The organism is Streptomyces flaveolus (genome assembly GCF_000716535.1).
In the GTDB taxonomy this organism is placed as follows: Bacteria; Actinomycetota; Actinomycetes; order Streptomycetales; family Streptomycetaceae; genus Streptomyces; species Streptomyces flaveolus_A.
The window spans coordinates 59,513-85,336 of sequence record NZ_JNWV01000018.1 but is presented as its reverse complement, the minus strand read 5'-3'; the positions used below and the strand labels follow the sequence as shown (position 1 = coordinate 85,336).

The window sequence follows — 25,824 nt, the reverse complement described above, 5'->3', positions numbered from 1 at the left end:
ACCGTGAAGCGCACCCTGTCCGTCCCCGGCATCGCCTACGGCGGCGACTACAACCCCGAGCAGTGGCCCGAGGAGGTGTGGGCCGAGGACATGCGCCTGATGCGCGAGGCCGGGGTGAACCTGGTCAGCGTCGGCATCTTCTCGTGGGCCCTGCTGGAGCCGTCCGAGGGCGTGTACGACTTCTCGCGCCTGGACAAGATCCTGGACCTGCTGCACGAGAACGGCATCGCCGCCGACCTCGCCACGCCCACGGCGGCGCCGCCGGCCTGGTTCTTCCGGGCCCACCCGGAAGCACTGCCGACCGACCGGGACGGCCGTACCCTCTCCTACGGCAGCCGCCAGACGTTCTGCCCGTCCAGCCCCGCCTACCGGCAGGCCGCGCTGCGCATCACGGGCGCGCTCGCCGAGCGGTACGCGGACCACCCGGCGGTCCGCATGTGGCACGTGCACAACGAGTACGGCTGCCACAACGCGGCCTGCTACTGCGACACCAGCGCGGCGGCCTTCCGGCGCTGGCTGCGCGACCGGTACGGCGACGACCTGGCGGCCCTCAACAAGGCCTGGGGAACCGCCTTCTGGTCCCAGTGGTACTACGACTGGGAGGAGATCCTGCCGCCGCGCGCCACCGGCGCCGTGTCCAACCCGACGCACCAGCTCGACTGGCGGCGGTTCTGCTCCGACGAACTGCTGTCGCTGTACGCGGCGGAACGGGACCTGCTCCGGGCGGCGGCGCCCGCGATCCCGGCCACCACCAACTTCATGGTGAACTTCAGCTTCGACGCCCTGGACTACTGGCGCTGGGCCCCCGAGCTGGACATCGTCTCCAACGATCACTACCTCCGGTCCACGGACCCCGAGCCGCAGATCGACATCGCGCTCAGCGGCGACCTGACGCGCTCGCTCGCGGACGGCCCGTGGCTGCTGATGGAGCACTCGACCGGCGCGGTGAACTGGCAGCCCGTCAACCGGGCGAAGAATCCGGGCCAGTTGCGCCGGGACGCGCTCGCCCACGTGGCGCGCGGCGCGGACGGCATCGCCTACTTCCAGTGGCGCCAGTCGAAGGCGGGTGCCGAGCAGTGGCACTCGGCGATGGTGCCGCACGCCGGGACGGACAGCCAGATCTGGCGGGACGTGGTCCGGCTCGGCGCCGATCTGAAGGCGCTGGCCGAGGTGCGCGGCAGCACCGGCACCGCCGAGGTCGCGATCGTCTGGGACTGGAACGCACGCTGGGCCCTGGAACTCCCCTCCCAGCCGAGCGGCGAGCTGTGCTACCTGGACCTGGTCCGTGCCTGGTACGAGCCGCTGTGGCGGTCGGGCGTGGCCGTGGACTTCGTCCGGCCGGACGCGGACCTGACCGGCTACCGGCTGGTGCTGGCCCCGAACCTGTACCTGGTCGACGAGGCGGGCGCCGCGAACCTCACCTCGTACGCCGCGGGCGGCGGCACCCTCGCGGTCGGCTTCCACAGCGGGGCGGTGGACGAGAACTGCCATGCCCGGCTGGGCGGTTACCCGGGGGCGTTCCGGGAGGTGCTGGGCGTCCGCTCCGACGAGCCGTTCCCGCTGCTGCCCGGGGAACCGGTCGCGCTGACGGGTGCCGTGCCGGACGGGGCGACCGGCTACCTGTGGTCGGAGCGGCTGCGGCTCGCGGGCGCCGAGGCGGTCGCCTCGTACGCCGACGGCCCGCTGGCCGGGGTTCCGGCGGTGACCCGCCTCGCACACGGCACCGGTTCCGCCTGGTACCTGGCCACGCTGCCGGACCCGGCCACGCTGGCCGCGCTGCTGGACCGGGTCCGCGAGGAGGCGGGCGTGGCACCGGTGCGGACCGCTCCGCCCGGGGTGGAGGTGGTCCGCCGGCGCGGCCCTGAGGCGGACTACCTGTTCGTCATCGACCACACCGGCCGGGGCGCCGAAGTCCCGGTGGCCCAGAGCTCGTTCGAGCTGCTGACCGGCAAGGAGACGGCCGGCACGGTCACCGTCGCGCCCGGAGACGTGGCCGTCGTGCGGGAGCCGCGCGGTCGGTGAGCCTCGCCGTCGTGCGGGAGGCGGCGCGGCTCAGTGAGCCGCGTCCAGCCGGGCGCGCTGGTCCTCGGTGAGCTCCAGGTCGACGGCGGCGAGGTTCTCGTCGAGCTGTGCCACCGAGGACGCGCCGACGAGCGGGATCACGGGCTGCTCTCCGGCGAGCTGCCAGGCGAGCACGACCTGGTTGACGCTCGCCCCGGTCTCCCGGGCCACCTCGCGCAGCACCGCGAGCCGGGCCGGGGTGCCGGGGTGGTCGTAGTCCGGCGGCAGGGGCTTGTCGGGACGGGTGTAGGCGCCGGTGAGCAGCGGTGAGTAGGCGACCAGGGTCAACTCCGGCTCGGCCCGCAGGTAGTTCAGGATCTGGGCGTCGGCGCCGCCGAGACTGCCGTCCGGGAACAGCTCGCTCGGCACGTCCGTCCGGGGACGCAGGTGGCTGTGCTGGTACTGGAGCACCTCGTACCCCGGCAGTCCCGCCGCGGCGGCAAGGGCGCGGGCCCGTTCCACCCGCCACACGGCGTGGTTGCTGACGCCGAGCAGGCCGACGGTGTCCTCGGCGACGAGCGCGGCGAAGCCCTCGACGGTCTCCGCGAGCGGCACGACGGGGTCCTCTATGTGCGCGTAGAGCAGATCCAGCCGGCCCACGCCCAGCCTCCCCCACGCTCGGCTACGCTCGCGCGGGCGGTACCCCCATCCGGCTGCGTTCGGCCGATTCCCGGATGACCTTGGCGGACAGTCCCTCGGCGTTGTCGGTGTAGCCGGTGCCGGGGGCGAGGGGCCGGGCGCCGAGCTTGGTGGCGATGACGATCTCGTCGCCGATGCCCCGGCTGCGCCGCCACCGCCCGAGCAGTTCCTCGCTCTGCCCGCCCTGGCCGCCGTCCTCCCAGAAGGCGTAGTTGTCGGAGGTGTCGATGAAGGTCCCGCCGGCCTCGACATAGCGGTCGAGGACGGCGAAGGAGGTCTTCTCGTCGGTGCGCGACCCGAACAGCATCGCGCCGAGCGCGAGCACGCTCACCTCCCGGCGGGTGGCCGGATCGGTGCCGATGGTGCGGTACTTCATGCTGGTCCTCCCCGTGCATGGCTGGTAGCACGGGAGTGTTCAGCTTGAAGTGCACGCGAAGTCAAGGAACTCGACGCCGGCCTTCCGGAGGTTTCCTGTGCTGCGAGCGATGCTGACGGCGGGCGCGGTCCTCGCCGCCCTCCTGACCCCCGCCACCGCCCACGCCGAGGAGACCGGGCCGGGCGTCCCCCGGCTCACCGACCGCAATGGGCGGGTGCTCACCCTGCACGGCTGGAACATCGAGGACAAGGAGCACCGGGGCGAGGAGGCCCTGACCGCCGTCACCGAACGCCATCTGCGCGACATGCGGGCCCGGGGTTTCGACTTCGCGCGGCTGCTGGTCTTCTGGGACGACCTCGAGCCCGAACCCGGGCGGTACAGCCGGAGTTACCTGCGGAAGATCGAGCGCGTCCTGGACTGGGCCCGGCGCCATGACGTGAAGGTCGTCCTCGACGCCCACCAGGACGTCTTCGGACCCGCCTTCGGCCATCGCGGCATACCCGAGTGGGCGACGCGGACGGACGGACTGCCGTTCACCCCGCACCCGGACGACTGGTTCGCCGAGTACTTCGAACCCGCCGTGCAGCGCGCCTTCACCCATCTCTACGAGGACGAGGATTTGCGGCGCGCCCAGGCCGGGATGTGGCGCACGCTCGCCGCCCGCTTCGCCCGCCACCCGGCCGTGCTCGGCTACGACCTGATCAACGAGCCGATGGGCGAGCCGAGGCCCGGGGAGGACCTGCCGACGGCAGCGCGCCGCATCGAACGCGAGCAACTGACGCCGATGTACGACCGCCTGGCCGATGCCGTCCGTCCGGCCGACCGGGACGCCTGGCTGTTCGTGGAACCGACCCCGATCGTGGGCGAGGGCGTACCGACCGGCCTGGGCCGCGTCCACGATCCCCGGGTCGTGTACGCGCCGCACTTCTACGACGCGGCCATGGAGGCGGGCGCCGACTACGACCCCGGGGCCGGCTGGATCGAGGCGTACGAGCGGGCCGTCACCGCGTACCCGAGGCGGTACCGGGTCCCGGTGGTGGTCGGCGAATGGGGGCCACGGGACAGCTCGCTGCCGCACATGAACCGCTTCTACCGGGACGCGATGGCCTCCCTGGGCCGCTACAGTTCCGGCTGGGCGGGCTATGTGTGGTGCTACGGCGGCGGGTACTGCGCGGTGGACGGCACCGGCGCCTTCCGCGCCAACAAGGAGCTGACCGCCGAGCCGTACGCGGAGGCCGTGGCGGGCACGGTCCGCTCCGCCGCGTACGACGCCGGGGCGGGCGTGTACCGGCTGGTCTACCGCGCGGCGCCGCACGGCTCCCGGCTGACGGAGCTGTCCCTGCCGCCGGGTGCCTGGCGGGTCACGGCCGACGGCGGCGCGACCGTCGTACGCCGGACGGCCGGCCGGGCCTGGGTGTCGGCCGCCCCGGGCAGCGGGGTGACCGTCACCGTGGAGCGCGGCTGACCGCGCCGTGGCCCGTTCCCCGTCGGCGCGGGGAGCGGGCCACGGCGCGGGGCGCGTCAGACGGCGGGGTGCGCCGGCTCCTGCTCGAAGCGCGCGTGGAACCGGCGGGTGTGGTCCACCTGGCGCTCGGGGCCGGTCAGGGTGACCGTCGCCGTCAGCCGGGCATCGCCGCTGGACGCCGCCAGACGCAGCTCCAGCTCGCCCGGTTCGACCACCCGCCGCCCGTCGCGGCCGGTGAAGGAGGCCAGGTCGGCCGGCACGGTCACGCGCAGCCGGCGGGCCTCGCCCGGGGCGAGCGGGACCCGGGCGTAGCCGACGAGGCGCTGCACCGGCTGAACGACGGAGGCGACCGGGTCGTGCAGGTAGAGCTGGACGACTTCGGTGCCCTCCCGCTCCCCGGTGTTGCGCACGGTCAGGGCGAGAAAGAACGCGCCGCTCGTGTCCGCCTCCGGCCGGTCGACCGTCAGCTCGCCCCACTCGAAGGACGTGTAGGACAGGCCGTGTCCGAACGGGAAGGCGGCCGTGGGATCGATGTTGGACACGTCGCTGGCCTGGGCGAGCCGGGCGCCGAGGTAGCCGGCGGGCTGGCCGCCGGTCCCGCGGGGCACGCTGACGGGCAGTCGTCCGGACGGGTTGGTCCGGCCGCTGAGCACGCCGGCGATGGCCGTGGTGCCCTCCACCCCGGGGAAGAAGGACTGCACGATCGCGGCGGCGTCGTCCACGGCGCGGCCGAGGGCGTAGGGCCGGCCGGCGAGCAGGACCGTCACCAGGGGTGTGCCGGTGTCGAGCAGCGCGTCGAGCAGGCGCTGCTGGGCTCCGGGCAGGGCCAGGGACTCCGCGTCGCAGCCCTCACCGCTGGTGCCCCGGCCGAAGAGGCCCGCGCGGTCGCCGAGGGCCGCGACGACGACGTCGGCCCGGCGCGCGGTGTCGACGGCCTCGGCGATGCCGTGGATGTCGCCGTCGTCCACGCCGGTGCCGCGTACGACGGTGAACTCCGCGTCGGGGAACTCCCGCCGGAGGGCGTCCTCCAGGGTGGGCAGGTCGATGCCGGGCGGGGTCTCGGGGTGGTGCACGCCGACGTGCTGGGGGAAGGAGTAGCAGCCCAGTACGGCCGTGGCCTCGGTCGCGTTGGGGCCGATCAGGGCGATGCGGCGCGGCCGGGCGAGGGGCAGGGTGCCGTCGTTGCGCAGCAGGACGACCGCTTCCTCGGCGACGGTGCGGGCCAGTTCCCGGTTCTCGGCGGTGTCCAGGTCGACGGTGCCGCGCAGGGCGTCGGGGTCGCCCAGGTCCGCTCCCCGGAGGGCGGCCGGGACCGGGTTCCAGTCCGCGTCGAGCAGGCCGAGCCCGGCCTTCTGGAGGAGCACCCGGCGCAGCGCGCGGTCGACCAGCGCCTCCGGTACCCGGCCGGCGGCGACGGCTTCGGCCAGGGGCGCGCCGAACGTCTTGACGGTGGGCAGTTCCACGTCGACGCCCGCGCGCAGGGCCGTGGCCGCCGCGTCGGCCCAGTCGCCGGCGACACCGTGCAGGGTGCTGAGGAAGGCGATGCCGAAGTAGTCGGCGACGACCGTGCCCTCGAAGTCCCAGGTGTCCCGGAGCAGCCCGGTGAGCAGCTCCTCGTCGGCCGCCGAGGGCATCCCGTCGGTGTCGGTGTAGGCGTGCATGACGGAGTCGGCGGCGCCCTCGCGCACCGCCATCTCGAAGGGGGGCAGCAGGACGTCCGCCCGCTCTCGCGGGCCCATGCCGACGGGGGCGAGGTTGCGCCCGGCGCGGGAGGCGGAGTAGCCGGCGAAGTGCTTCAGGGTGGCGACGACACCGGCGGACTGCAGGCCCTGGACGTAGGCGGTGCCGATGCTGCCGACGAGGTAGGGGTCCTCTCCGATGGTCTCCTCGACGCGGCCCCAGCGGGCGTCCCGCACCACGTCCAGGACGGGCGCGAGGCCCTGGTGGACGCCGACGGACCGCATGTCGCGGCCGATGGCGGCGGCCATCCGGCGGATGAGGGCGGGGTCGAAGGTGGCGCCCCAGGACAGCGGGACGGGGTAGGCGGTGGCGCCCCAGGTGGCGAACCCCGCCAGGCACTCCTCGTGGGCCAGGGCGGGGATGCCGAAGCGGTTCGCGGCGGCGATCCGCGTCTGGGTGCGCAGCAGGGAGAGCGCGCCGAGCGCGGGGTCGACGGGCGCGGTGCCGAAGGGGCGGGTGAGCTGGCCGAGCCCGGTCGGCAGGAGGGCGTCGAGGTCGACGGCCTCCTCCATGTCGTGCTGGTGCGGGGCGACTTCGCCGCCCTCGTCGGACGCGCCGACCCACACGCCGTACAGCTGGGCGATCTTCTCCTCGACGGTCATCGCGTCGATCAGCGCGGACACACGGGTGCCGATGTCCTGGGTCGGGTCGTTCCAGAGGGGGATCTCGGGGGTGGTCTCTACGGCCACGTTGGTGGTCACTTTCCTCCCATGCCCATCAGGCCCTGGACGAGGGCACGGCGGGCGAACAGGTAGACGAGCAGGACGGGCACCATGGACAGCGTCACCGCTCCCAGCAGGCCGGGGATGTCGATCCCGTGTTCCGTCTGGAAGTTGTACAGACCCAGGGTGATGACCTTGGTCGAGTCGGACTGGGTCAGGACGAGCGGGAACAGGAAGCCGTTCCAGGCCTGGAGCGCGGAGAACACCACGATCGTGGACAGGCCGCCGCGCGAGAGCGGCACGACGAGCTGGAAGAACATCCGCCGCGGGGTCGCTCCGTCCACCGTCATGGCCTCGAACAGCTCCGGGGAGATGTCACGCATGGAGCCGCTGAGGATGAGCGCGGACATCGGCAGGCAGAACGCGGCCGTGGGCAGGATGACCCCGAGGAGGTTGTCGTACAGGCCGGCCTCGCTGATCAGGTAGAACATCGGCACGATGACGGCCTGGGCGGGGATGGCGAGGCCCAGCAGGAACAGCCGGAAGATCTGCGAGGTGACACGGCTGCGGCTGCGTACGATCGCGTAGGCCAGGGGCGGTACGAGCAGCAGCACCACGGCGACGACACAGACGGTGACGATGATGGTGTTGAGGAAGTACTGCCCGAAGCCCGAGTCGAACGCCCCGGTGTAGTTGTCGAGGGTGAAGTCGCCGGGGAAGGACAGCGGGCCCTTCTTCGCGTAGTCCTGCCGGGTGCGCAGGGTCGCGGCGAGCATCACGTACAGCGGCAGTCCCACCAGGACGAGCCAGAAGATCGAGCCCGCTCCGGCCAGGTAGTTGGGGCGGCGCCTCATGACACCCCCTCCATGTCGCTGCGCATCTTGTCGTAGCCGGAGACGCGCACGACGATCAGCGAGACCACCGTGGCGGCGACGACCAGGCACAGGGCGATGGCCGAACCGGCGCCGAAGTCGAAGCCCTTGAACGCCTTTTGGTACATGTAGTAGGCGCTGATCGTGGTGTCGGTGCCCGGTCCGCCCTGGGTGAGGATGAGCACGGTCTCGAACGTGGTGAGCCCGCCGACGATCATCAGGATCATCGAGGTGACGATCGAGTTGCGCAGCTGCGGCAGGGTGATGTGGAAGAACTGGCGGTAGCGTCCCGCGCCGTCGATCTCCGCCGCCTGGTACAGCACCGGCGGGATCGCCCGGGCGGCGCCCTGGTAGATGAGCGTGTGGAACGGCGTGAACTGCCAGGTGCTGACGAAGGCCAGCACCCCGATGGCCGAGGCCTGCTCACCGAACAGGTTGCCGTCCCCGAACAGCCAGGTCATGCGAGCGGGGATGCCGAAGTTCGGGTCGAGCAGCGCCCGCCAGAGCACCGACACCGCCGTGGAGGACAGCAGCAGCGGGATGAAGTAGATCGCCGAGAGGACGGCGCGGTTGCGCTGGTGTCCGGCGGCCCAGACGCCGAGCACGATGCTCAGCGGGGTCTGGATGGCCACGCCCAGGGCGGTGAGCAGCAGGGTGAGCCAGATGCTCTTGATCATGACGGGGTCGTCGAGGATGCGCTCCCAGTTGTCCGTCCCGACGAACTGCGGTGACCCCAGGCCGTTCCAGCTCATGAAGGACAGCACCGCCACCATGATCAGCGGTGCGAGGGCGAAGAGGGCGAAGAACAGGGTGGCGGGCAGCGCCCAGCCGAAGCCGGGGCGCGTGCCGCGTGCGGTGTAGGAGTCCTCCGGCCGCCGCCGGGCCTTCTTGGAAGGCACGGCGGAGGGCGGAGCGCTCGTGAGCTGTGTGGTCATGAGCGGTTCATTCGGTCGGGAGGGCCTGCATGGCCTTGATGAAGCCGTCCGCGTCGAGCTGTCCGTTGAAGAACTGCTGGACGGCCTGGTGGATCGGCGTCATGGCCGCAGGCGGGAAGGCCTGGTCCCAGGAGAGCTGGAAGGACTTGGCCTTGGCGACGAGGTCGTACTGGAAGCGGGAGTACTCGGGGCTGGCGGAGGTGTCCAGGAACTTCTGGGTGTTGGTGGTGGTGGGCAGGTTGCCGATGGCCATCTGGGCCTTGACGAACTCGTCGGAGTACATGAGCTTCAGGAAGTCGGCGACGGCCTCGGGGTGCTTGGTCTTCTTCAGCACCGAGTAGAAGTTGTTGGTGTTGCCGACGACGTCGGTCGGGTCACCCTTGCCGCCGGGGATCGTCGGGAACGTGCCGTAGCCCAGGCCCTTGGCGGCGAAGTCCTTCGCGTCCTGCTGCTGCTGCGCGTAGTACCAGGACCCCATCAGCTCGAAGCCGGCCTTGCCCTGGGCCACCAGCGCGGGAGAGGCGCCGTTGGTGTACTTCACCGAGTCGTAGTTCTTGCCGAAGGCGCCGGTGTCGACCAGCTCCTTCAGCATGCCGAGCGCCTTCTTGCTGTCCGCGCTCGCCCAGGCGTCCTTGTCGCCGCCCAGGGCCTTCTGGAACAGCTCCGGGCCGGCCACGCGGTCGTAGACGTACTCGAACCACATCAGGGTCGGCCACTGGTCGCCGCCGCCGAGGGCGATGGGGGTGACGCCGGAGGACTTGAGCTTCTTGACGGCGTCGATCAGCTGGTCCCAGGTCTGGGGCTGCTTCACGTCCGCCTTGTCGAGGACGTTCTTGTTGCTGAACAGCAGCACCGGCTGCGTGCCGCGCATGGGGATGCCGTACGGCTTTCCGTCGACCACCGCGCTGTTGTAGACGCTCGGCAGGAACTTGTCGTCGAGGTTCGGGTCCTTCTTGACGAAGTCGTCCAGCGGCATCAGCAGCCCGGCCTTGACGAACGGCTGGATGCTGCCGCCGCCCCAGTTGAAGAAGATGTCCGGCGCCTGGGGCGTGTTGATGATCGTCTGCAGCTTCTGCTGGTAGTCGGCACCGGGGATGGTGTCGAGGACGGCCTTGACCTTCGACGTCTTGTTGAACGTGTCGACGATCTGCTTCTCCACCTTGTTGCTGGCGTCCCCGTACACCAGCACATGGATCTTGCCGTCGTTCGAGGAACCCCCGCCGCTGCCGTTCCCGCAAGCGGCGAGACTCGCCGCCAGCGCGAGCGTCGCACCGCAGGCGAGCACCCGGGGCATCCGTGTACGCATGATCATCCGCCTTCCGAAAGTTTCGGCTCTAGACCCGAAAGTCATGCGCTGGACAGTAGGAGGGGGGAGAAGAAATGGTCAACGGTCGTGCACCTACGCGGCCAAACCGTTATCCGGCCCAGTGGCCTATGCTGCCGCCATGCCCGAAGAAGCCCAGGTCGGTCAGAGAGTCACCTTGGCAGCCGTGGCGCGAGAGGCCGGCGTCTCGCTGCCGACAGTTTCGAAGGTCCTCAACGGTCGTTCGGATGTGTCCCCCGCGACCCGCGCCAAGGTCGAACGCCTGCTGGAGGCCCACGGCTACCGCCGGCGCACCCCCGGACAGCCGCAGGCCCCACTCATCGAGATCGTCTTCCACGAGCTGGAGAGCGTCTGGGCGATGGAGCTCATCCGCGGGGTGGAGAACGTCGCCAAGCAGAACGACGCCACCGTCGCGCTCACCGAGAGCGGCACCCGGCAGGCTCCCGGGCCCGAGTGGATCGGGGGCGTGCTGCGCCGCCGGCCCCTCGGGGTGCTGCTGGTCTTCTCCACGGTGCCGGAGGACGTGAAGCGCCAACTGCGGTCCCGGGCCATTCCGTTCGTCATCGTGGACCCGGCGGGCGATCCCGACCCCGACGTCCCGTCCGTCGGCTCGGCCAACTGGGCCGGAGGCGTCGCCGCCACCCGCCATCTCACCGACCAGGGCCACGAGCGCGTCGCCATCATCACCGGCCCCGAGGACCTGATGTGCTCACTGGCCCGGCTGGACGGATACCGCTCCGCGATGGCGATGGCCGGTCATGAACCGGACCCCGGACTGGTGCGGTTCGGCGACTTCCACGTCCAGGGCGGCTTCGAACACGCCATGGACCTGCTGCGGCGGCCCGACCGGCCCACCGCGATCTTCGCCGGGAGCGACCTGCAGGCGCTGGGCGTCCTGGAGGCGGCCAGGGTCCTCGGTCTGAGCGTGCCCGGGGACCTGTCGGTGGTGGGCTACGACGACGTGCCGCCGGCCCGCTGGTCGAGCCCGCCGCTGACCACCGTGCAGCAACCGCTCCAGCGCATGGCCGAGGAGGCGGCCCGGATGCTGCTGCGGCCGAAGGACACCAAGAAGGCCGCCCTGCGCATCGAACTGGCCACGCACCTGGTGATACGCCAGAGCACGGCACCGCCTGCGGGGGTTTGAGACGCACCGGGTGCGGCGGTGGCGTGTGCGAGTTCGTCAGCCGGCCGGCCTCTCCCCCTCGGCCTGAGGGCGGACGAAACCTCACGAAGCGACCAGCGCCTCCCGGTCCCACTCCCCTAGGCGGCCCGGTCGCCGCCCTGCTGCTCGCGCACGTTCGCGGAAGCGAGAGGTCCGCGAACGTAGCCGAGGAGGCCGGTCCGCCCCGTCCGGTGAAGTGCCCCCGGCGGCCGTCGAGGGGGCGGGCGGTGTCCCCTCGGCGCGCACGGCGCGGACACGGCATGCCCCTGTGGTGCCGGCGCACGAGCGGCCCGGCTCGCTGCGAACATGGGTGCCGGGCACCGGGCACGACCAAGGGCACGTCGTCCGCCGTACCGGGCGCAGACGCACGGACCGGCCGGCCGGCCGGTCACCCGCGGAGAGCCCCCGCTACTCGGCGCCCCCGGCCCGCCAGTTCCGACTGCAGCGCGCGGTACGCCGGCTTCGGGCGGTAGTCCTCGTCGTACAGGTTCGCGGCGCCCTCGCCGGAGAACGTGCCGGGGACCCAGGAGTACTTGTCGGTGAAGCCCCAGACGGTGAACGAGATGCAGTGGCGGGCGCGCAGGCAGGCGTCGAGCAGCCGGCGGTAGCCCTCGGCCTGCGTGGCGAGCTTGCCCGCGTCGGCCGGCAGCGGCATGCGCACGTCCGCCTCCGTCACGGCGGTGGCCAGGCCGAGCTTGTCGAAGCGGGCAAAGTTGGCCGCCATGTCGGTGGGCAGGCCGTACTGGATGCCGAGGTGTCCCTGGAAGCCGACGCCGTCGATGGGAACGCCCTCCGCGCGCAGGCGGCTGACCAGGTCGTGGACGGCGTCGCTCTTCGGGCCCGTCCACTCGGTGTTGTAGTCGTTGTAGAACAGCAGGGCGTGCGGGTCGGCCTCGTGGGCCCAGCGGAAGGCGTCGGCGATGTAACCGGGACCGAGCTCGCGCAGCCAGATGCTGTCGCGCAGGGTGCCGTCCTCGTTGAACGCCTCGTTCACCACGTCCCATTGCCAGACCCTGCCCTTGAAGTGCCGGACGGTGTCGGTGATGTGCCGGTGCAGGATCTCGCGGAGCTGGTCGGCGCTGAAGTCGCCGGCGGTGAGCCAGGACGGCAACTGGTTGTGCCAGACGAGGACATGGCCGCGCACCTTCTGTCCGTGCCGGCGCGCGAAGTCGACCAGGCGGTCGGCGGCCGCGTAGTCGTACTCCCCTTGACGGGGCTCGATCGCCTCCCACTTCATCACGTTCTCCGGGGTGACGGTGGAGAACTCGGAGCCCGCGAACCGGCGGTAGGCGGCGTCGTCGGCGAGCGCGGACATGTCGACCGCGGTGCCGACGCGGAGGTGGTCGTCGGCGGCGAGCTGCCGCAGCGACCGGTCCGGTACGGCGGTGCCGCCGGAGGCGCTCGCGGGGCTCGCGGCGGCCAGGGGAAGCAGGGCCAGGCAGCAGGCCGACGCGGCGGCCGCGAGGGAGCGTGACACGTTCACGGGCACTCCTGTGAAGAATCGAAAGTTTCGAGTTACCTGACGAGCGTTGCGTCACGCTAAACAGACGCCATTTCCGCGTCAACCATCGTGTCGACAGTCGTTTCAGCCAATCGCGGAGGGGCTTCCGAAACTTTCGGGCATACACCCAACTCATTCCCGTCTAGTTTCGATGAAGTTTCGGAAACAGACGCATTGACCGCCCTTTCGAACCCGCCCCATACTCTCCAGCAATCGAGCCCTCCCTCCCGCGGGGACGGCCCGGCCTGGCGTATGGCGCGAACATGACAACCCACCTCATCCAGGAGGAACCATGGACATGGAGCACGCCCTCTCCCGCCCGATGAGCCGCAGGGGCTTCATCAACCGTGCCGGCGCACTCGCGCTGGCCACGTCCGCGTCGGGACTGCTGCTGCCCGACACCGCCCACGCCGCCACGGTCATCACCACCAACCAGACCGGCACCAACAACGGGTTCTACTACTCCTTCTGGACCGACGGCGGCGGGTCGGTCTCGATGACCCTGAACTCCGGCGGCAACTACAGCACCTCGTGGACGAACTGCGGGAACTTCGTCGCCGGAAAGGGCTGGAGCAACGGCGGACGCAGGAACGTGCAGTACTCGGGCAGCTTCTACCCGTCCGGCAACGGCTACCTGGCGCTGTACGGATGGACCTCGAACCCGCTCGTCGAGTACTACATCGTCGACAACTGGGGCACGTACCGGCCCACCGGGACGTACAAGGGCACGGTCACCAGCGATGGCGGCACGTACGACGTCTACCAGACGACGCGGTACAACGCCCCCTCCGTGGAAGGCACCAAGACCTTCAACCAGTACTGGAGCGTCCGGCAGTCCAAGCGGACCGGCGGCACCATCACCACCGGCAACCACTTCGACGCCTGGGCCCGCTACGGCATGCGGCTGGGCAGCTTCAGCTACTACATGATCCTCGCCACCGAGGGCTACCAGAGCAGCGGCTCCTCCAACCTCACGGTGAGCGGCTGACCCTCCCCCCTCCGTCCCACCGACCCCCCACGGCGGCCACGCCGCCCACCCGAGGAGGCCCCACCCGCATGCGTGCCGCACCCCGCCCCCTGCTGACCGGACTGGCCCTCGCGGCGACCGCCGTGGCCGGCACGGTCACCGCCGTCACCGACGCCGCCCCGGCGCACGCCGCCGCCTGTTCCGGGTACGTCGGGCTCACCTTCGACGACGGCCCGTCCAACGACCACACACCGGCCCTGCTCAACGCCCTCAGGCAGAACGGCCTGCGGGCCACGATGTTCAACGAGGGCCAGTTCGCGGCCGCCTACCCGGCCCAGGTCCGGGCCGAGGCCAACGCCGGGATGTGGATCGGCAACCACAGCTACACCCATCCCCACCTCACCCAGCAGAGCCAGGCCCAGATCGACTCCGAGATCTCCCGCACCCAGCAGGCCATCGCCGCCGCCGGTGGCGGGACGCCGCAACTGTTCCGCCCGCCGTACGGCGAGACCAACGCCACCGTCCAGGCGGTGGAGGCCAAGTACGGCCTGCGGCAGATCATCTGGGACGTCGACTCGCAGGACTGGAACGGCGCGAGCACCGACGCGATCGTGCAGGCGGTGTCCCGGCTGACCAACGGCCAGATCATCCTCATGCACGAGTGGCCGGCCAACACCCTGGCGGCCATCCCGCGCATCGCCCAGACGCTGGCGGGCAAGGGCCTGTGCGCCGGCCGCATATCCCCGCAGACCGGCCGCGCCGTGGCCCCCTGACCTCGGGCGGGAACGGGTGAGGGGCGGCTCCGGACACCACCGGAGCCGCCCCGATCCATGTGCTCACGCAAGGGCGTCCACGTCCGCGAGACCCGGGTCCTGGCGAGAAACCGCACGTCGTAGCCCCTCGGTGGGACGACATGCGCGTTACGCCGTTCGGGCGCATGCTGGGAGCGGCCCAACCAGGTGCCACAGACCGACCTACGGGAGGTGCTGTGATCCTGATTGCCCTGCTCGTGCCCGTCCTCGTGATCGCGTTTCTCTTCATCACACCGGCACTCGAAGAGGTCCTGTTCCCGCTACCCGAGACCGACGACCTCGCCGGGCCCCCGACTCACATCGCACACCACCTCGTGCGCCCGAGGCACGAGGGAGAGTAGCGAAACAGGTCTGCCGGCCCCGGGCGCGGACCACTCCCTCCGTCTCCGGCTTCGCGACGTAGGCGGCCGCGAAGTCGCGGCCCCGCTGACCGCGCTCGACGCTCTCCGAGTCGTCCGCGACCCGGCGAAGCGGTGCGGTGGGACATCCGGTGCCCGGTCACCAGGCGTACGCCTCGGGGGCCTTTCCTCCGGGGCCGGGCCAGATGTCGTCCAGTCTGCGGAGCGTGTCCTCGGACAGGGTGACGTCCAGGGCGCGCCGGCTGCCGGCGAGCTGCTCCGCGGTGCGGGGGCCGACGATCGTGGCGGTGAGGACGGGGTTGTGCAGGAGCCAGGCCAGGGCCACGTCGGCGGGCTGTTCGCCGATCTCGTCGCACAGCGCCTCGTACGCCTCCAGCCGGGGCCGGTGCCGCTCGACGGTCTTCCGCGTCTGCGGCGTCATGCGGCGGCCGCCTTCGATCTTCCTCAGCACGCCCCCGAGCAGTCCACCGCCCAGGGGGCTCCACGGGATGAGACCGATGCCGTAGTGGCGCAGCGCCGGAATGACCTCGAGTTCGATGGTGCGGGCGGTCAGGTTGTACAGGCTCTGCTCGGAGACCAGGCCGAGGAAGTGGCGGGACGCGGCGGCGTTCTGCGCGGTCGCGATCTGCCAGCCGGCGAAGTTGCTGCTGCCGACGTAGGTCACCTTGCCCTCGCGCACCAGCTGCTCCATCGCCTGCCAGATCTCCTCCCACGGTGTGGACCGGTCGACGTGGTGCATCTGGTAGAGGTCGATGTGGTCGGTCCTGAGGCGCCGCAGGCTGTCCTCGGCAGCCTTGCGGATCTTGTAGGCGGACAGGTACTTGTCGTTGGGGCCGGTCCCCATCGGCTGGTACACCTTGGTCGCCAGCACGATCCGCTCCCGGCGGCCGCCGCCCTGGGCGAGCCAGCGGCCGATGATCTCCTCGGACAGTCCGTAGCCCTGTTCCATGTCGGGCGACTGGGGCCCGCCGTAGACGTCGGCGGTGTCGATCAGGTTGATGCCGGCCTCCAGCGCGGCGTCCAGGATCCTGAAGCTCTCGGCCTCGTCCGTGACGTCCCCGAAGTTCATCGTGCCCAGCGCGAGACGGCTGACCTTCAGTCCGCTGCGTCCCAGGTGCGCGTACCGCATGCTCTGTGTCCTTTCCTTGGCGGCGCGGCCGGGACCCGTACCGGTACCGCGCGTGAGGGGCGGGTCAGGAGGTGGCCGTCACCCGGTCGACGGGCCGCCCGGCGGCGACGGTGTGCCGCGCCGTCCGGGTGTGGGGGCGGACGGCGAGGGCGTGGACGATCACGGCGAGCGCGGCGCAGGCGAGGGTGACCAGGCCGAGCGGGAGGGCGGTGCCCGCGCCGCCGAGTCCGACGAGCGGGGCGGCCAGCCCGCCGAACGCGAAGCGGGCCATGCCGAGCAGCGAGGAGGCGGTGCCGGCGATCCCCGGGTAGTGCGCGAGGGCGAGCGAGGTGGAGGGCGGGGTGGTGGCGGCCACGCCGCTGACCATGGTGAGCAGGGAGAGCACCATCGCGGCCAGCGGCAGGTGCAGCGCCGCGGTGACGAGCAGCCCGGCTGCGCCGAGCAGGGTCATGGCCAGGCCCAGGACGAGGGTGCCCTTCTCGGACCACCGCTCCGACAGCCGTCCGGCGACGAAGCCGAACACCATGAAGCCGGCGGAGTTCAGCCCGAACGCGAAGGAGTAGCCCTGCGGTGAGAGACCGTAGACGCCTTGCAGGACGTAGGTGGCGCCGCTGAGGTAGGCGAACAGGGCGGCGTTGACGAAGCCGGTGATCAGGACGGCGCCGAGGAAGAGCCGGTCGGACAGCAGCCGGCGGAAGTCGCGCCCGCTCTGGGCCAACCCTCCGCCGGTGCGCTCCCGCGGCGGCAGGGTCTCGCGGAAGACGGTCAGGCACGCGAGGAGGATCACCGCGCCGAGCAGGCCGAGGAAGAGGAAGATGCCGCGCCAGTCGGTGAAGGCGGCGAGCTGGCCGCCGGCGACCGGGCCGATGATCGCGGCCAGTCCGCCGATCACGGTCAGGCGGCCGTAGTACCGGACCAGCTTGCCGCCGGAGTAGAGGTCACGACCGGCGGCCTGGGCGATCACGATGCCCACCGCGCCGGCCAGGCCCTGCACGAAGCGGGCGGCGACCAGGGACTCGACGCTGGGGCTCAGCGCGCACAGCACCGAGGTGGCGATGTAGGCGACGGCGCCGGCCAGCATGGGGCGGCGCCGGCCGAACCGGTCCGACAGCGGCCCGGCGACCACCTGGCCGAACGCCAGGCCGAGCAGACAGGCGGTGACCGTGAGCTGCGCGGCCGATGTCGACGCGTGCAGCTCACGGGTCAGCGCGGGCAGCACCGGCAGGTAGAGGTCCATCGAGATCGGCCCGAAGACGGTCAGCAGCGCGAGGACGGCGGCCAGCGCACGGCCGGCCGTCCGCTCACGCGGCGCGCTCGGGATCACGGGGGTGCTCACACGGCTCCAATCGAACGGGGTGGGGGGAGGGGGTCTCCGGCGGCCTCTCGGCATCGCGGGAAGGTGACCGCTTCCCACACAACCGGGTTCCGCGACAGTCAGGGAGTCTCTGTGGAGGGGTGTACCGGCGGTGCATGCCTGACGTCGGGGCCGGGGGTGTCGGGCCGCGTGGGCGCACCAGGACGCCGCGCGGCCGGCATGGCGCGGGGGTCGCCGGACGTCCGGGTAGGGTCCCGCCGCGTCCCGTACGGTGCCGGGGGCGTCCCGCCGGGTGCGGCACCTTCGGCAGGCGGCCTGTAAGACGCGGAGGGCCCCCGCCGGGTACGGCTCCTTCGCCAGGCGGCCCATACGGTGCGAAGGGCGCCCGCCGGGTACGGCACCTTCGCCCAGACGGCACATACGGCGCCGAGGGCGTCCCGCCGGGTCCTGCACCGCTTCACGCATCCGGATACAGCCCCCGACCACGCGACCCATACGGTGCGAAGGCGTCCCACCGGGCCCTGCACCGCGCCACGAGTCCCATACGACGCCGGGCGGGACTTCCGGGTACGGCACCCGTCCCGCGTCCCGCGCGGCCGTACCGCGCCGGGGTCCCGTACCCGGACGTGGTCCACCGCTCCCCCCGGCACGGCCGCTGGTCCGCCGGGTGCGGTCTGCGGCGCCGGCCGGGAACCCGCGTCGGCCTGCGCTTTCCGGGCGCGCCGGGGCCGGCCGGGAATCGACGGCGCGGGTGCGGAGGGTCGGGCGGCAGGCGGTCGCGGAGACGGATCTGCCCGGAATGCCGGTGCCCCCGCGCCCGCGCCAGGGGCGAGAGGGCATGCGGCCCGCTCGCCGTACCTGGCCGCGGGTCAGGCGAGGGGGGTGTCGATGACGAAGCGGTGGCGGACGTCCGAGGCCAGGACGCGCTCGTAGGCTTCGTCGATCCGGTCGGCGGAGATCACCTCGACCTCAGCGCCGATGCCGTGCTCGGCGCAGAAGCCGAGCATCTCCTGGGTCAGGCAGGCCGAGATCGCAGGCGTTCCTCGTTCAGGGCGCCGGTGCGGGTCGGGTGTCAGTCGGTGGCCGGGGCGGCGGCGTACTCCTCGTCGGTGACGGGGGTCATCCAGTGCACGACGTCGTGGTCGGCGTCGCTCTCGTTGATGGCGAGGTGGACCATCAGCCGGTTCGGCGCGGCGCCGTGCCAGTGCTCCTCGTCGGCCTCGAACAGCACCCGGTCGCCGGGCCGGATGACCTCGATCGGTCCGCCACGGCGCTGGCACAGACCGGCGCCTTCGGTGACGAAGACGGTCTGGCCGAGCGGGTGGCGGTGCCAGTGGGTGCGCGCGCCGGGCATGAAGTGCACCAGGTTGGCGGTGACCCGGGACGGGTCGGGCGCGGCGGCGACGGCGTCGATGTAGACGTCGCCGGTGAACCAGTCGGCGGGGCCCTTGACGGTGTCGATGGAGCTTCGGGTGATCTGCAAGTCCGTTTCCTTCTGTTGGGGGGTCCTGGGCCGGTGGGCGCGGCCGGGCCTCGCGCTGCCGGGAGCGCGAGGGCGACGGCGTGTCCCGGACGTGCCGGGGGGTGGGGTCAGGGCTTGAGGAGTGCCTTGATGGCGCGGCGCTCGTCCATGGCCTTGTAGCCCTCGGCGACCTGCTCCAGGGGCAGGGTGAGGTCGAAGACCTTGCCCGGGTCGATCCGGCCCGACAGGACCCGGTCGATAAGGTCGGGCAGGTAGCGGCGTACGGGGGCGGGCCCGCCGCGCAGTCCGACGTGGGAGAAGAACAGTTCCTGGCCGTCGATCGCCACCTCGTGGGGGACGCCCACGAAGCCGACGTTGCCGCCGGGCCGGGCCGACTGCAGGGCCTGCCGCATGGCCTGGGCGGTGCCGACGCACTCCAGGACCGAGTCCGCGCCGATGCCGCCGGTCATCTCCTTGATCCGGGCGACGCCGTCCTCGCCGCGCTCGGTGACGATGTCGGTGGCGCCGAACTCCCGGGCCAGCTTCTGGCGGGACTCGTGGCGGCTCATGGCGATGATCCGCTCGGCGCCCATCTCCTTCGCCGCGATCACCGCGCACAGGCCGACCGCGCCGTCACCGACGACCACGGCGGTGGAACCGGGCCCGACCCCGGCGGCCTCGGCGGCGTACCAGCCGGTGCCCATGACGTCGGAGACGGCCAGCAGGCCGGGCCAGAACTCCTCGTCCGGCACCTCGCCGGTGGCGACCAGGGTGCCCTGGGCGTTGGGGATGCGCACGTAATCGGCCTGGCAGGTGCTCATGAACTCGCGGTTCAGGCAGTTGGACTGCCATCCGTTGCGGCAGTTGGCGCAGGTGTTGTCCGAGGTCGCGAACGAGCCGACGACGAACTGGCCGGGCCTGACCGCGGTGACCTCGCTGCCGACCGCCTCGACGAAGCCGACGTACTCGTGCCCCATGGGGTGCGCCTCGTCGGTCGCGTCCAGGCCGCGCCAGGGCCACAGATCGGAGCCGCACACACAGGTGACGGCCGTACGGATGACGGCATCCGTCGGCTCGAGGATCTTGGGGTCGTCCAGGGTTTCGAAGCGCACGTCGCCGGGGGCGTGGATCACTGCTCCGCGCATGGGGGGAAGTCCTTACGTTCGTTGGAGGTGCGGGGCCTGGGGCGGCTCGCGGGCCGCCGTAGCCGTGTGCGGGCACGAACCGGGGACGCGTGCAGGCGCCGTTGTCCTCCGCGCGCTGCCCGGCCGGGTGTCCCTCGGGGCGGCGGCGCCGCCCGGGGAGTGCCTCAGCTCCAGGTAACCGCTTGTCGAGGTCGCCAGCGAGTCACCAGCGAGAGGTGTACTGCCGGTACATCCCTCCCGCGGCGTGCAGGTCGTACGGTCGGAGGTATGGACAACCGTGAGGAGGTCCGCGAGTTCCTGACCTCGCGGCGAGCGAAGATCACACCGGAGCGGGCGGGCCTGCCTGCCGGTTCCCGGCGGCGCGTGCCCGGGCTGCGCAGGAGCGAGGTCGCCGCGCTGGCCGACATGAGCGTGGAGTACTACGCGAAACTCGAACGGGGCAATCTGGCCGGCGCCTCCCCGGCCGTCCTCGAGGCCGTCGCCCGCGCCCTGCTCCTGGACGACGCCGAACGCGCCCACCTGCTGCACCTGGCCCAGGCCGCCGACGGCTCCGCCGCCCTCACCCGGCCCCGGCGCCGCACCACCTCCCGGCAGTGGACGCCGCACCGCAGTCTGCAGTGGACGCTCGACGCGGTCACGGCGGGGCCCGCGATCGTCGGCAACGGCCGGATGGACGTCCTGGCCGCCAACCCGCTCGCCCGTGCCTTCTACACCGACCTGTTCGCCAACCCCGACAACCAGGCGAACCTGGCCCGCTTCAACTTCCTCGACCCGGCCTCCCGCCGGTTCTACCCCGACTGGGAGCGGTTCGCGGACATGGCCGTGGCCATCCTGCGCCGCGAGGCCGGCCGCGATCCGCACGACAAGGACCTGCACGACCTCATCGGGGAGCTGTCCACCCGCAGCAAGGACTTCCGCACCCGCTGGGGCGCCCACGACGTCCGCCGCCACGGCACCGGCACGAAGCGGTTCCGCCACCCGGCCGTCGGCGACCTCACCCTCGCCTACGAGTCCCTGGACCTCGCCGCCGAACCCGGACTCAGCATGACCATCTACACCGCCGAACCCGGCTCCCCCTCGGAGGAGGGGCTGCGTCTGCTCGCCTCCCTGGCGGCCACCGAAAACGCCGGCCAGGCTCCCCGACTGGTCTCCACACACGGGTCAGGGCCGGTTGCGGATGCCTCCGAAACCGGCCCTGACCTGTGACTTCCACAAGTCGGGACGACAGGATTTGAACCTGCGACCCCTTGACCCCCAGTCAAGTGCGCTACCAAGCTGCGCCACGTCCCGTCGCACTCACGCGCGGTGCCCCGCGTGATCGTGCGGACAGCACTTTACCCCACGCCCGGGGGTGTGCCGAAGAAGGCCCGGCGGTGCGGGGGACAATCGACGGTATGACGAACGCGGGCGCATCGGATGCCAGGGACCGGGACGTGACCGGACGGGCGCGGAACGCGCGGCCCCGGGACGGGCTGGGACGCCCGCTGCCGTACGGCGCCGAGGGCGTCCCCCGGCAGCCGGAGGGGGTCCTGCGGACGCCGCGGGAGACGGTCGCCGAGGCGCGGGCACTGCTGGCCTCGGGGCGGCCGTTCCACGCGCACGAGGTGTTCGAGGACGCCTGGAAGTCGGGCCCGGAGGACGAGCGCGCGCTGTGGCGGGGCCTGGCCCAGCTCGCGGTGGGCCTCACCCACGCCGCCCGCGGCAACGGCGTCGGCGGGGCGCGACTGCTGCGGCGGGGCGCCGGCGCGGTCGAGGAGTGGGCGACCGAACGGGGCGAGGACCGCCCGTACGGACTGGACATCCCGGGCCTCACCCGCTGGGCCCGGGAACTGGCGGAACGGGTGGAGAACGGCTCGGCACCGATCGACGCGGAAACCGAGGCACCACGCCTGGGACCGTGACTCCACACCCCTGGGTGATCCGGCACCGATCGACGCGGAAGCCGAGGCGGACCGTGACCGATGCACCCCCGGATGACCCCGCCCCGGCTCCTGCCCGGCACGGGGTACGGCAGTCGCGCAACGTCCCCTGTCCGCCCTGACCGGGCCGCCGTCGCAGTCTGTGCGGAGGCGGTGGACGCATGGTCAGGGGGATGCGGCAGACTCGGGGCGTGCGAAAGATTCATGTCATCGGTATCGGCGCGGGCGACCCGGACCAGCTGACCCTCCAGGCGGTCAAGGCGCTGCGGAGCACGGACGTGTTCTTCCTGCTCGACAAGGGCGAGGTGAAGAGCGATCTCACCCAGCTCCGCCGGGACATGCTGGACGCGCATCTGCCCGAGGGGTCGTACCGGGTGGTGGAGGCCCGTGATCCGGAGCGGGACCGCACGGCGGGCGGGTCGGCCTACTCCCCGGCCGTCGGGGACTGGCGCAGCGCCCGCGCCGGGATCTACGAGCGGCTGATCGCCGAGGAGCTGGACGGGGACGGCACGGGAGCCTTCCTGGTCTGGGGGGACCCGGCGCTGTACGACAGCACGCTGGGCATCCTGGAGGAGGTGCTGGAGCGGGGCGCGGTGGAGTTCACGTACGACGTGGTGCCCGGCATCAGCAGTGTCTCCGCACTGGTCGCCCGGCATCGCACGGGGCTGAACCGGGTCGCCCGGCCGGTGCAGATCACCACCGGGCGACGGCTGGCCGAGGGTTTCCCGGAGGGGGTCGACGACGTGGTCGTGATGCTCGACGCGCACCAGGCCTTCCGGCGGTACACCGAGGAGGACATGGACATCTTCTGGGGTGCCTACATAGGCACGCCGGACGAGATCCTCGTCTCCGGCCCGATCGCCGAGGCCGGTCCGCGCATCGAGCGCGTGCGGGCCGAGGCACGGGAACGCAAGGGCTGGATCATGGACACGTATCTGCTGCGCCGGCACCCGTCGCGGGACGAGCGGGACTGACGTACCGGGCTCGGGGAGGCGGGGGCCGGCACCTCGGCCGGGCGATGGAGCGGAGCAGGGACCCTAAATCAGGTGCGGGCCGGGGCCGGACGTCGTGATACTCGGGGAATGTCCGCCCCGCCCCTCCGCTTCCGCGATCCGCGCAGCACCAAGTACGACTTCCTCGACTCGGTGCTGGTGCACTGCCCCCGCTGCGACGGCGTGGCCCGTGTACGGCGGCGGCCGGAGGCCGAGGAGCGGTGGATCTTCGCACCCCGGTGCCTGGTCTGCCGTTCCTGTGGTCTGTCCCGCACCTGGGCCGGCCGGTCCGTGGTCCTCGATTCGGGCTCGGCGGGACCCGCGCGGGATCCGTGCTTCCGTGCCCGGCTGTGGCTGCAGCGCGAGACCCGGCACGGCCGGGAGTGGGCGTACGACCTGCGGCATCTGGACCTCATCCGGCGCTATGTCGCGGCTGGTCTGCGGGAACGCGCCCCTTGGCACGACACCGGCCGGAAGATGACCCTGGTCGCCCGTCTCCCCTCCTGGATGAAGAGCGCCAAGAACCGGGACGAGGTGCTGCGCGCGATCGATCGGCTGAGGGCCGCCGCCGTCAGGCCGGGCTGAAGCCCAGCCGTTCCAGGGCGCCCGCCACGTCGGGTACGGCGGTCACGCCGGCCGGCAGGGCGGGGCGGCGTACGAGGACCACGGGGAGACCCAGCTCGCGTGCCGCCGTCAGCTTCGCCGCCGTCGCGTCGCCGCCGCTGTCCTTGGTGACCAGGACGTCGATGCGGTGGGCGCGCAGGAGTTCCGTCTCACCGGTGACCGTGAAGGGGCCCCGGGCCAGGACGACGGTGGTGCCCGGGGGCAGCGGGGGCTCGGGCGGGTCGACGGAGCGGACGAGGAAGCGCAGGCCGGTGAGGTGCGCGAAGGCCGCGAGGCCGAGGCGGCCGGTGGTGAGGAACACCCGGCGGCCGAGGCCGGGCAGGGCCTCGGCGGCCGCGGCCAGGGACGGGACGTCGTGCCATCGGTCGCCGGGGCCCGGCCGCCAGCCGGGGCGGCGCAGGACGACGGCGGGGACGCCCGTGGCCCGCGCCGCGCGGGCCGCGTGGTCCGTGATCGACGCGGCGAAGGGGTGGGTGGCGTCCACCAGGGCGTCCACCCGGTGCGCGCGCAGCCAGTCGGCGAGGCCCTCCGGTCCGCCGAAGCCGCCGGTCCGCACCTCGCCGGGCAGCGCCCCGGGCCGGGTGACCCGGCCGGCGAGCGAGGTGGTGACCCGCACCCCGGGCCGGGCGGCGAGGTCGGCGGCGAGGCGACGGGCCTCGGTGGTGCCGCCGAGGATCAGGACGTGCGCGGGCATAGGGGTGAGCGTACGAGGTCGTGCGGGCCGGTCCGCCGCCCGGGTCGCTACCGTCGGGCCATGGAGTCCTTGGCGTCCGTGCGTGCCGTCCTGATCGACATCGACGGGGTCCTCACCGTGTCCTGGAAGCCGCTGCCCGGTGCGGTGGAGGCGCTGCGCGGCATCCGCGCGGCCGGGCTCGGCGTGGCCCTGGTGACGAACACGACCTCCCGGACCCGGGCGTCGATCGCCGACACGCTGTCGGAGGCCGGTTTCGAGGTGGGCGCGCAGGACGTGCTGACCGCGCCCGCCGTCACGGCCGCCCATCTGGCCGAGCACCATCCGGGCGCCCGGTGTCTGCTGCTCAACAGCGGGGACATCGCGGCGGATCTGGGCGACGTCACGCTGGTCGAGGAGGGTGCCGACGTGGTCGTGGTCGGCGGCGCCGGGCCGGAGTTCGACTACGCGGCGCTCGACCGGGCGTTCGGCGAGTTGCAGCGGGGCGCGCGGCTGGTCGCCATGCACCGCAACCTGTACTGGCGCACCGACGCCGGGTTGCGGCTGGACTCGGGGGCGTTCGTGCTGGGGCTGGAGCGGGCGGCGCGCGTGGAGGCGGAGGTCACGGGCAAGCCGTCCCCGGCGTTCTTCGCGGCGGCGCTCGCCCGGCTGGGAGTGGACGCGGAGCGTGCGCTGATGATCGGGGACGACATCGAGTCGGACGTGCTGGCGGCGCAGCGGGCCGGGCTGACCGGGGTGCTGGTGAAGACGGGCAAGTACCAGCCGGAGACGCACGAGAACGCGAGCGGCACCCCCGATCACGTCCTGGACTCCTTCGCGGACGCCCCGGCGCTGCTGGGGCTAGCGGAGTAGCAGTTGCAGGCCGCCCACGATCGTCGCCGCGATGACGAGTTGTTCGAAGAGTCGCTGGTTGATCCGGTTCACAGCCCACTTGCCGAACAACGCGCCGGGCACCACGAACACCGCGAGCGCGGCGTCGAGGAGCAGCGAGTGCCCGTCGATCAGTCCCAGACCCGCGCTGAACGGCACCTTCGAGACGTTCACGATGAGGAAGAAGAACGCGGAGGTGCCCAGGAAGCCGAGCTTGCGGAAACCTGCGGACAGCAGGTACATCGACATCACCGGCCCGCCGGCGTTGGCGACCATCGTCGTGAACCCGCCGAGCACGCCGTACGAGCGGGCCTTGACGCGGCCCGCGGGGCTGCCGACCCCGTCCGGCTCCTCCGGGGTGCCGGCCGTCCGACGCCGCCACAGCGTCACCCCGGCCATCAGCAGCAGGATCGCGCCGATCGAGGTCCGTACGATGCCGTCGTCGGCCCACACCAGGAACAGCGTGCCGGCCACCACCCCCGCCGCCACCGCCGGGAACAGCCGCCACAGCGTGGGCCAGTGCGCGTGCCGCCGGTAGGTGAGGACGGCGAGCACGTCCCCGGCGATCAGGACGGGCAGCAGGACGCCGGTGGAGGCGCGGGCGGGCAGGACCGCCGCGAAGATCGCGAGACTGACCGTGTTGGCCCCGCTGACGGCCGTCTTGGAGAAGCCGACGAGCAGGGCCGCGAAGGCGAGCGCCGCGAACCCCCAGCCGGACATGTGCCAGAGCGTCATCGTGTTCATGGAGGAACCGATGCTATGCACATGCATGGGTCCGGCGTAAGGAGCGTCTCGCCGGTCG

At 72.2% G+C, this 25,824-nt stretch carries 21 protein-coding genes, 1 tRNA gene and 3 pseudogenes; 11 read left to right on the top strand and 14 right to left on the bottom strand.

The window, feature by feature from the left end:
- Positions 1-3: 3 nt before the first annotated feature.
- Positions 4-2,022 carry a beta-galactosidase gene (locus tag OO52_RS20385; protein WP_030646922.1) on the top strand — a complete coding sequence of 673 codons (2,019 nt, stop codon included), beginning with the start codon at positions 4-6 and terminating at the stop codon, positions 2,020-2,022.
- A gap of 30 nt (positions 2,023-2,052) precedes the next feature.
- On the opposite strand, the pseudogene OO52_RS20380 reads toward OO52_RS20385, so the two are convergent.
- Positions 2,053-3,076: pseudogene (locus tag OO52_RS20380) on the bottom strand (aldo/keto reductase).
- Positions 3,077-3,173: 97 nt separating this feature from the next.
- On the opposite strand from OO52_RS20380, the gene OO52_RS20375 reads away from it, so the two are divergent.
- Positions 3,174-4,541, top strand: a complete 1,368-nt coding sequence (locus tag OO52_RS20375; RefSeq protein ID WP_030646920.1) for a cellulase family glycosylhydrolase — start codon at positions 3,174-3,176, stop codon at positions 4,539-4,541.
- A 56-nt stretch (positions 4,542-4,597) separates the two neighbouring features.
- On the opposite strand, the gene OO52_RS20370 is transcribed toward OO52_RS20375, so the two are convergent.
- From OO52_RS20370 to OO52_RS20355, 4 genes are read right to left on the bottom strand one after another with little or no spacing between them, the layout of a single operon-like run.
- The gene (locus OO52_RS20370; RefSeq protein WP_030646919.1) at positions 4,598-6,982 is read right to left on the bottom strand and encodes a glycoside hydrolase family 3 N-terminal domain-containing protein; all 2,385 of its coding nucleotides are present in this window, start codon (positions 6,980-6,982) and stop codon (positions 4,598-4,600) included.
- Positions 6,979-7,797, bottom strand: coding sequence for a carbohydrate ABC transporter permease (locus OO52_RS20365; protein ID WP_030646918.1), 819 nt, complete (start codon positions 7,795-7,797; stop codon positions 6,979-6,981). Before OO52_RS20365 ends, OO52_RS20370 begins: the two co-directional genes overlap by 4 nt.
- Positions 7,794-8,750 carry a carbohydrate ABC transporter permease gene (locus OO52_RS20360; RefSeq protein WP_030646917.1) on the bottom strand — a complete coding sequence of 319 codons (957 nt, stop codon included), beginning with the start codon at positions 8,748-8,750 and terminating at the stop codon, positions 7,794-7,796. Before OO52_RS20360 ends, OO52_RS20365 begins: the two co-directional genes overlap by 4 nt.
- A gap of 7 nt (positions 8,751-8,757) precedes the next feature.
- Positions 8,758-10,062, bottom strand: a complete 1,305-nt coding sequence (locus OO52_RS20355; RefSeq protein WP_030646916.1) for an ABC transporter substrate-binding protein — start codon at positions 10,060-10,062, stop codon at positions 8,758-8,760.
- A 133-nt stretch (positions 10,063-10,195) separates the two neighbouring features.
- Here OO52_RS20355 and OO52_RS20350 point away from each other — a divergent pair, with 133 nt between their 5' ends.
- A complete protein-coding gene (locus OO52_RS20350) occupies positions 10,196-11,218 on the top strand; it encodes a LacI family DNA-binding transcriptional regulator (RefSeq protein ID WP_030646915.1) in 1,023 nt (340 codons plus the stop codon).
- 406 nt (positions 11,219-11,624) lie between these two features.
- On the opposite strand, the gene OO52_RS20345 is transcribed toward OO52_RS20350, so the two are convergent.
- A complete protein-coding gene (locus OO52_RS20345; RefSeq protein ID WP_030646914.1) occupies positions 11,625-12,719 on the bottom strand; it encodes an endo-1,4-beta-xylanase in 1,095 nt (364 codons plus the stop codon).
- Positions 12,720-13,029: 310 nt separating this feature from the next.
- Here OO52_RS20345 and OO52_RS20340 point away from each other — a divergent pair, with 310 nt between their 5' ends.
- The 3 genes and pseudogenes from OO52_RS20340 (at position 13,030) to OO52_RS51595 (ending at position 14,857) form a co-directional block, all read left to right on the top strand.
- Complete coding sequence (locus OO52_RS20340; protein WP_030646912.1) at positions 13,030-13,725, top strand: glycoside hydrolase family 11 protein; 696 nt, start codon at positions 13,030-13,032, stop codon at positions 13,723-13,725.
- Between the two features lie 68 nt (positions 13,726-13,793).
- Positions 13,794-14,474: pseudogene (locus OO52_RS20335) on the top strand (polysaccharide deacetylase family protein); the annotation flags it as partial.
- Between the two features lie 218 nt (positions 14,475-14,692).
- Positions 14,693-14,857 carry a hypothetical protein gene (locus OO52_RS51595; RefSeq protein WP_167347928.1) on the top strand — a complete coding sequence of 55 codons (165 nt, stop codon included), beginning with the start codon at positions 14,693-14,695 and terminating at the stop codon, positions 14,855-14,857.
- A gap of 157 nt (positions 14,858-15,014) precedes the next feature.
- On the opposite strand, the gene OO52_RS20330 is transcribed toward OO52_RS51595, so the two are convergent.
- The 5 genes and pseudogenes from OO52_RS20330 to OO52_RS20315 form a co-directional block, all read right to left on the bottom strand.
- Entirely contained in the window at positions 15,015-16,004 is a 990-nt protein-coding gene (locus OO52_RS20330; protein ID WP_030646909.1) for an aldo/keto reductase, read from the bottom strand.
- Positions 16,005-16,068: 64 nt separating this feature from the next.
- Positions 16,069-17,340: a multidrug effflux MFS transporter gene (locus tag OO52_RS20325; RefSeq protein ID WP_196942789.1), complete on the bottom strand. Its 1,272-nt coding sequence runs from the start codon at positions 17,338-17,340 to the stop codon at positions 16,069-16,071.
- Between the two features lie 848 nt (positions 17,341-18,188).
- A pseudogene (locus OO52_RS49785) lies at positions 18,189-18,335 on the bottom strand (alcohol dehydrogenase); the annotation flags it as partial.
- A gap of 56 nt (positions 18,336-18,391) precedes the next feature.
- Positions 18,392-18,802, bottom strand: a complete 411-nt coding sequence (locus tag OO52_RS20320) for a (R)-mandelonitrile lyase (protein ID WP_030646905.1) — start codon at positions 18,800-18,802, stop codon at positions 18,392-18,394.
- Between the two features lie 107 nt (positions 18,803-18,909).
- Positions 18,910-19,926: a zinc-dependent alcohol dehydrogenase family protein gene (locus OO52_RS20315; protein ID WP_030646903.1), complete on the bottom strand. Its 1,017-nt coding sequence runs from the start codon at positions 19,924-19,926 to the stop codon at positions 18,910-18,912.
- 267 nt (positions 19,927-20,193) lie between these two features.
- On the opposite strand from OO52_RS20315, the gene OO52_RS20310 reads away from it, so the two are divergent.
- Positions 20,194-21,132, top strand: a complete 939-nt coding sequence (locus OO52_RS20310; protein WP_051818590.1) for a helix-turn-helix transcriptional regulator — start codon at positions 20,194-20,196, stop codon at positions 21,130-21,132.
- A 10-nt stretch (positions 21,133-21,142) separates the two neighbouring features.
- On the opposite strand, the gene OO52_RS20305 is transcribed toward OO52_RS20310, so the two are convergent.
- Positions 21,143-21,216: transfer RNA gene (locus tag OO52_RS20305), tRNA-Pro, on the bottom strand.
- 104 nt (positions 21,217-21,320) lie between these two features.
- On the opposite strand from OO52_RS20305, the gene OO52_RS20300 reads away from it, so the two are divergent.
- The 3 genes from OO52_RS20300 to OO52_RS20290 all read left to right on the top strand — a co-directional run bounded on the left by OO52_RS20300 (position 21,321) and on the right by OO52_RS20290 (position 23,422).
- Positions 21,321-21,827, top strand: coding sequence for a DUF309 domain-containing protein (locus OO52_RS20300; RefSeq protein WP_030646899.1), 507 nt, complete (start codon positions 21,321-21,323; stop codon positions 21,825-21,827).
- 179 nt (positions 21,828-22,006) lie between these two features.
- Positions 22,007-22,819, top strand: a complete 813-nt coding sequence (gene cobF, locus OO52_RS20295; RefSeq protein WP_030646897.1) for a precorrin-6A synthase (deacetylating) — start codon at positions 22,007-22,009, stop codon at positions 22,817-22,819.
- Between the two features lie 108 nt (positions 22,820-22,927).
- Complete coding sequence (locus OO52_RS20290) at positions 22,928-23,422, top strand: hypothetical protein (RefSeq protein ID WP_030646895.1); 495 nt, start codon at positions 22,928-22,930, stop codon at positions 23,420-23,422.
- Here OO52_RS20290 and OO52_RS20285 read toward each other — a convergent pair.
- Positions 23,409-24,155: a cobalt-precorrin-6A reductase gene (locus tag OO52_RS20285; protein WP_030646893.1), complete on the bottom strand. Its 747-nt coding sequence runs from the start codon at positions 24,153-24,155 to the stop codon at positions 23,409-23,411. The genes OO52_RS20290 and OO52_RS20285 overlap by 14 nt on opposite strands.
- Positions 24,156-24,224: 69 nt before the next feature.
- Between OO52_RS20285 and OO52_RS20280 the strand changes: the two genes are divergently transcribed.
- The gene (locus OO52_RS20280) at positions 24,225-25,004 is read left to right on the top strand and encodes an HAD-IIA family hydrolase (RefSeq protein ID WP_030646891.1); all 780 of its coding nucleotides are present in this window, start codon (positions 24,225-24,227) and stop codon (positions 25,002-25,004) included.
- Here the strand turns inward: OO52_RS20280 and OO52_RS20275 are convergent.
- Entirely contained in the window at positions 24,993-25,766 is a 774-nt protein-coding gene (locus OO52_RS20275; RefSeq protein ID WP_030646889.1) for a sulfite exporter TauE/SafE family protein, read from the bottom strand. The two genes, OO52_RS20280 and OO52_RS20275, sit on opposite strands and share 12 nt — an antisense overlap.
- Positions 25,767-25,824: the final 58 nt, after the last annotated feature.

Coding starts and splice junctions, on each gene's coding strand:
- OO52_RS20350 (WP_030646915.1), top strand. CDS start 10,196: ATGCCCGAAGAAGCCCAGGTCGGTCAGAGAGTCACCTTGGCAGCCGTG.
- OO52_RS20310 (WP_051818590.1), top strand. CDS start 20,194: ATGGACAACCGTGAGGAGGTCCGCGAGTTCCTGACCTCGCGGCGAGCG.
- OO52_RS20290 (WP_030646895.1), top strand. CDS start 22,928: ATGTCCGCCCCGCCCCTCCGCTTCCGCGATCCGCGCAGCACCAAGTAC.
- OO52_RS20285 (WP_030646893.1), bottom strand. CDS start 24,155: ATGCCCGCGCACGTCCTGATCCTCGGCGGCACCACCGAGGCCCGTCGC.
- OO52_RS20365 (WP_030646918.1), bottom strand. CDS start 7,797: ATGAGGCGCCGCCCCAACTACCTGGCCGGAGCGGGCTCGATCTTCTGG.
- OO52_RS20330 (WP_030646909.1), bottom strand. CDS start 16,004: ATGCGGTACGCGCACCTGGGACGCAGCGGACTGAAGGTCAGCCGTCTC.
- cobF (WP_030646897.1), top strand. CDS start 22,007: ATGGTCAGGGGGATGCGGCAGACTCGGGGCGTGCGAAAGATTCATGTC.
- OO52_RS20340 (WP_030646912.1), top strand. CDS start 13,030: ATGGACATGGAGCACGCCCTCTCCCGCCCGATGAGCCGCAGGGGCTTC.
- OO52_RS20275 (WP_030646889.1), bottom strand. CDS start 25,766: ATGAACACGATGACGCTCTGGCACATGTCCGGCTGGGGGTTCGCGGCG.
- OO52_RS20355 (WP_030646916.1), bottom strand. CDS start 10,062: ATGATCATGCGTACACGGATGCCCCGGGTGCTCGCCTGCGGTGCGACG.
- OO52_RS20360 (WP_030646917.1), bottom strand. CDS start 8,750: ATGACCACACAGCTCACGAGCGCTCCGCCCTCCGCCGTGCCTTCCAAG.
- OO52_RS20315 (WP_030646903.1), bottom strand. CDS start 19,926: ATGCGCGGAGCAGTGATCCACGCCCCCGGCGACGTGCGCTTCGAAACC.
- OO52_RS20300 (WP_030646899.1), top strand. CDS start 21,321: ATGACGAACGCGGGCGCATCGGATGCCAGGGACCGGGACGTGACCGGA.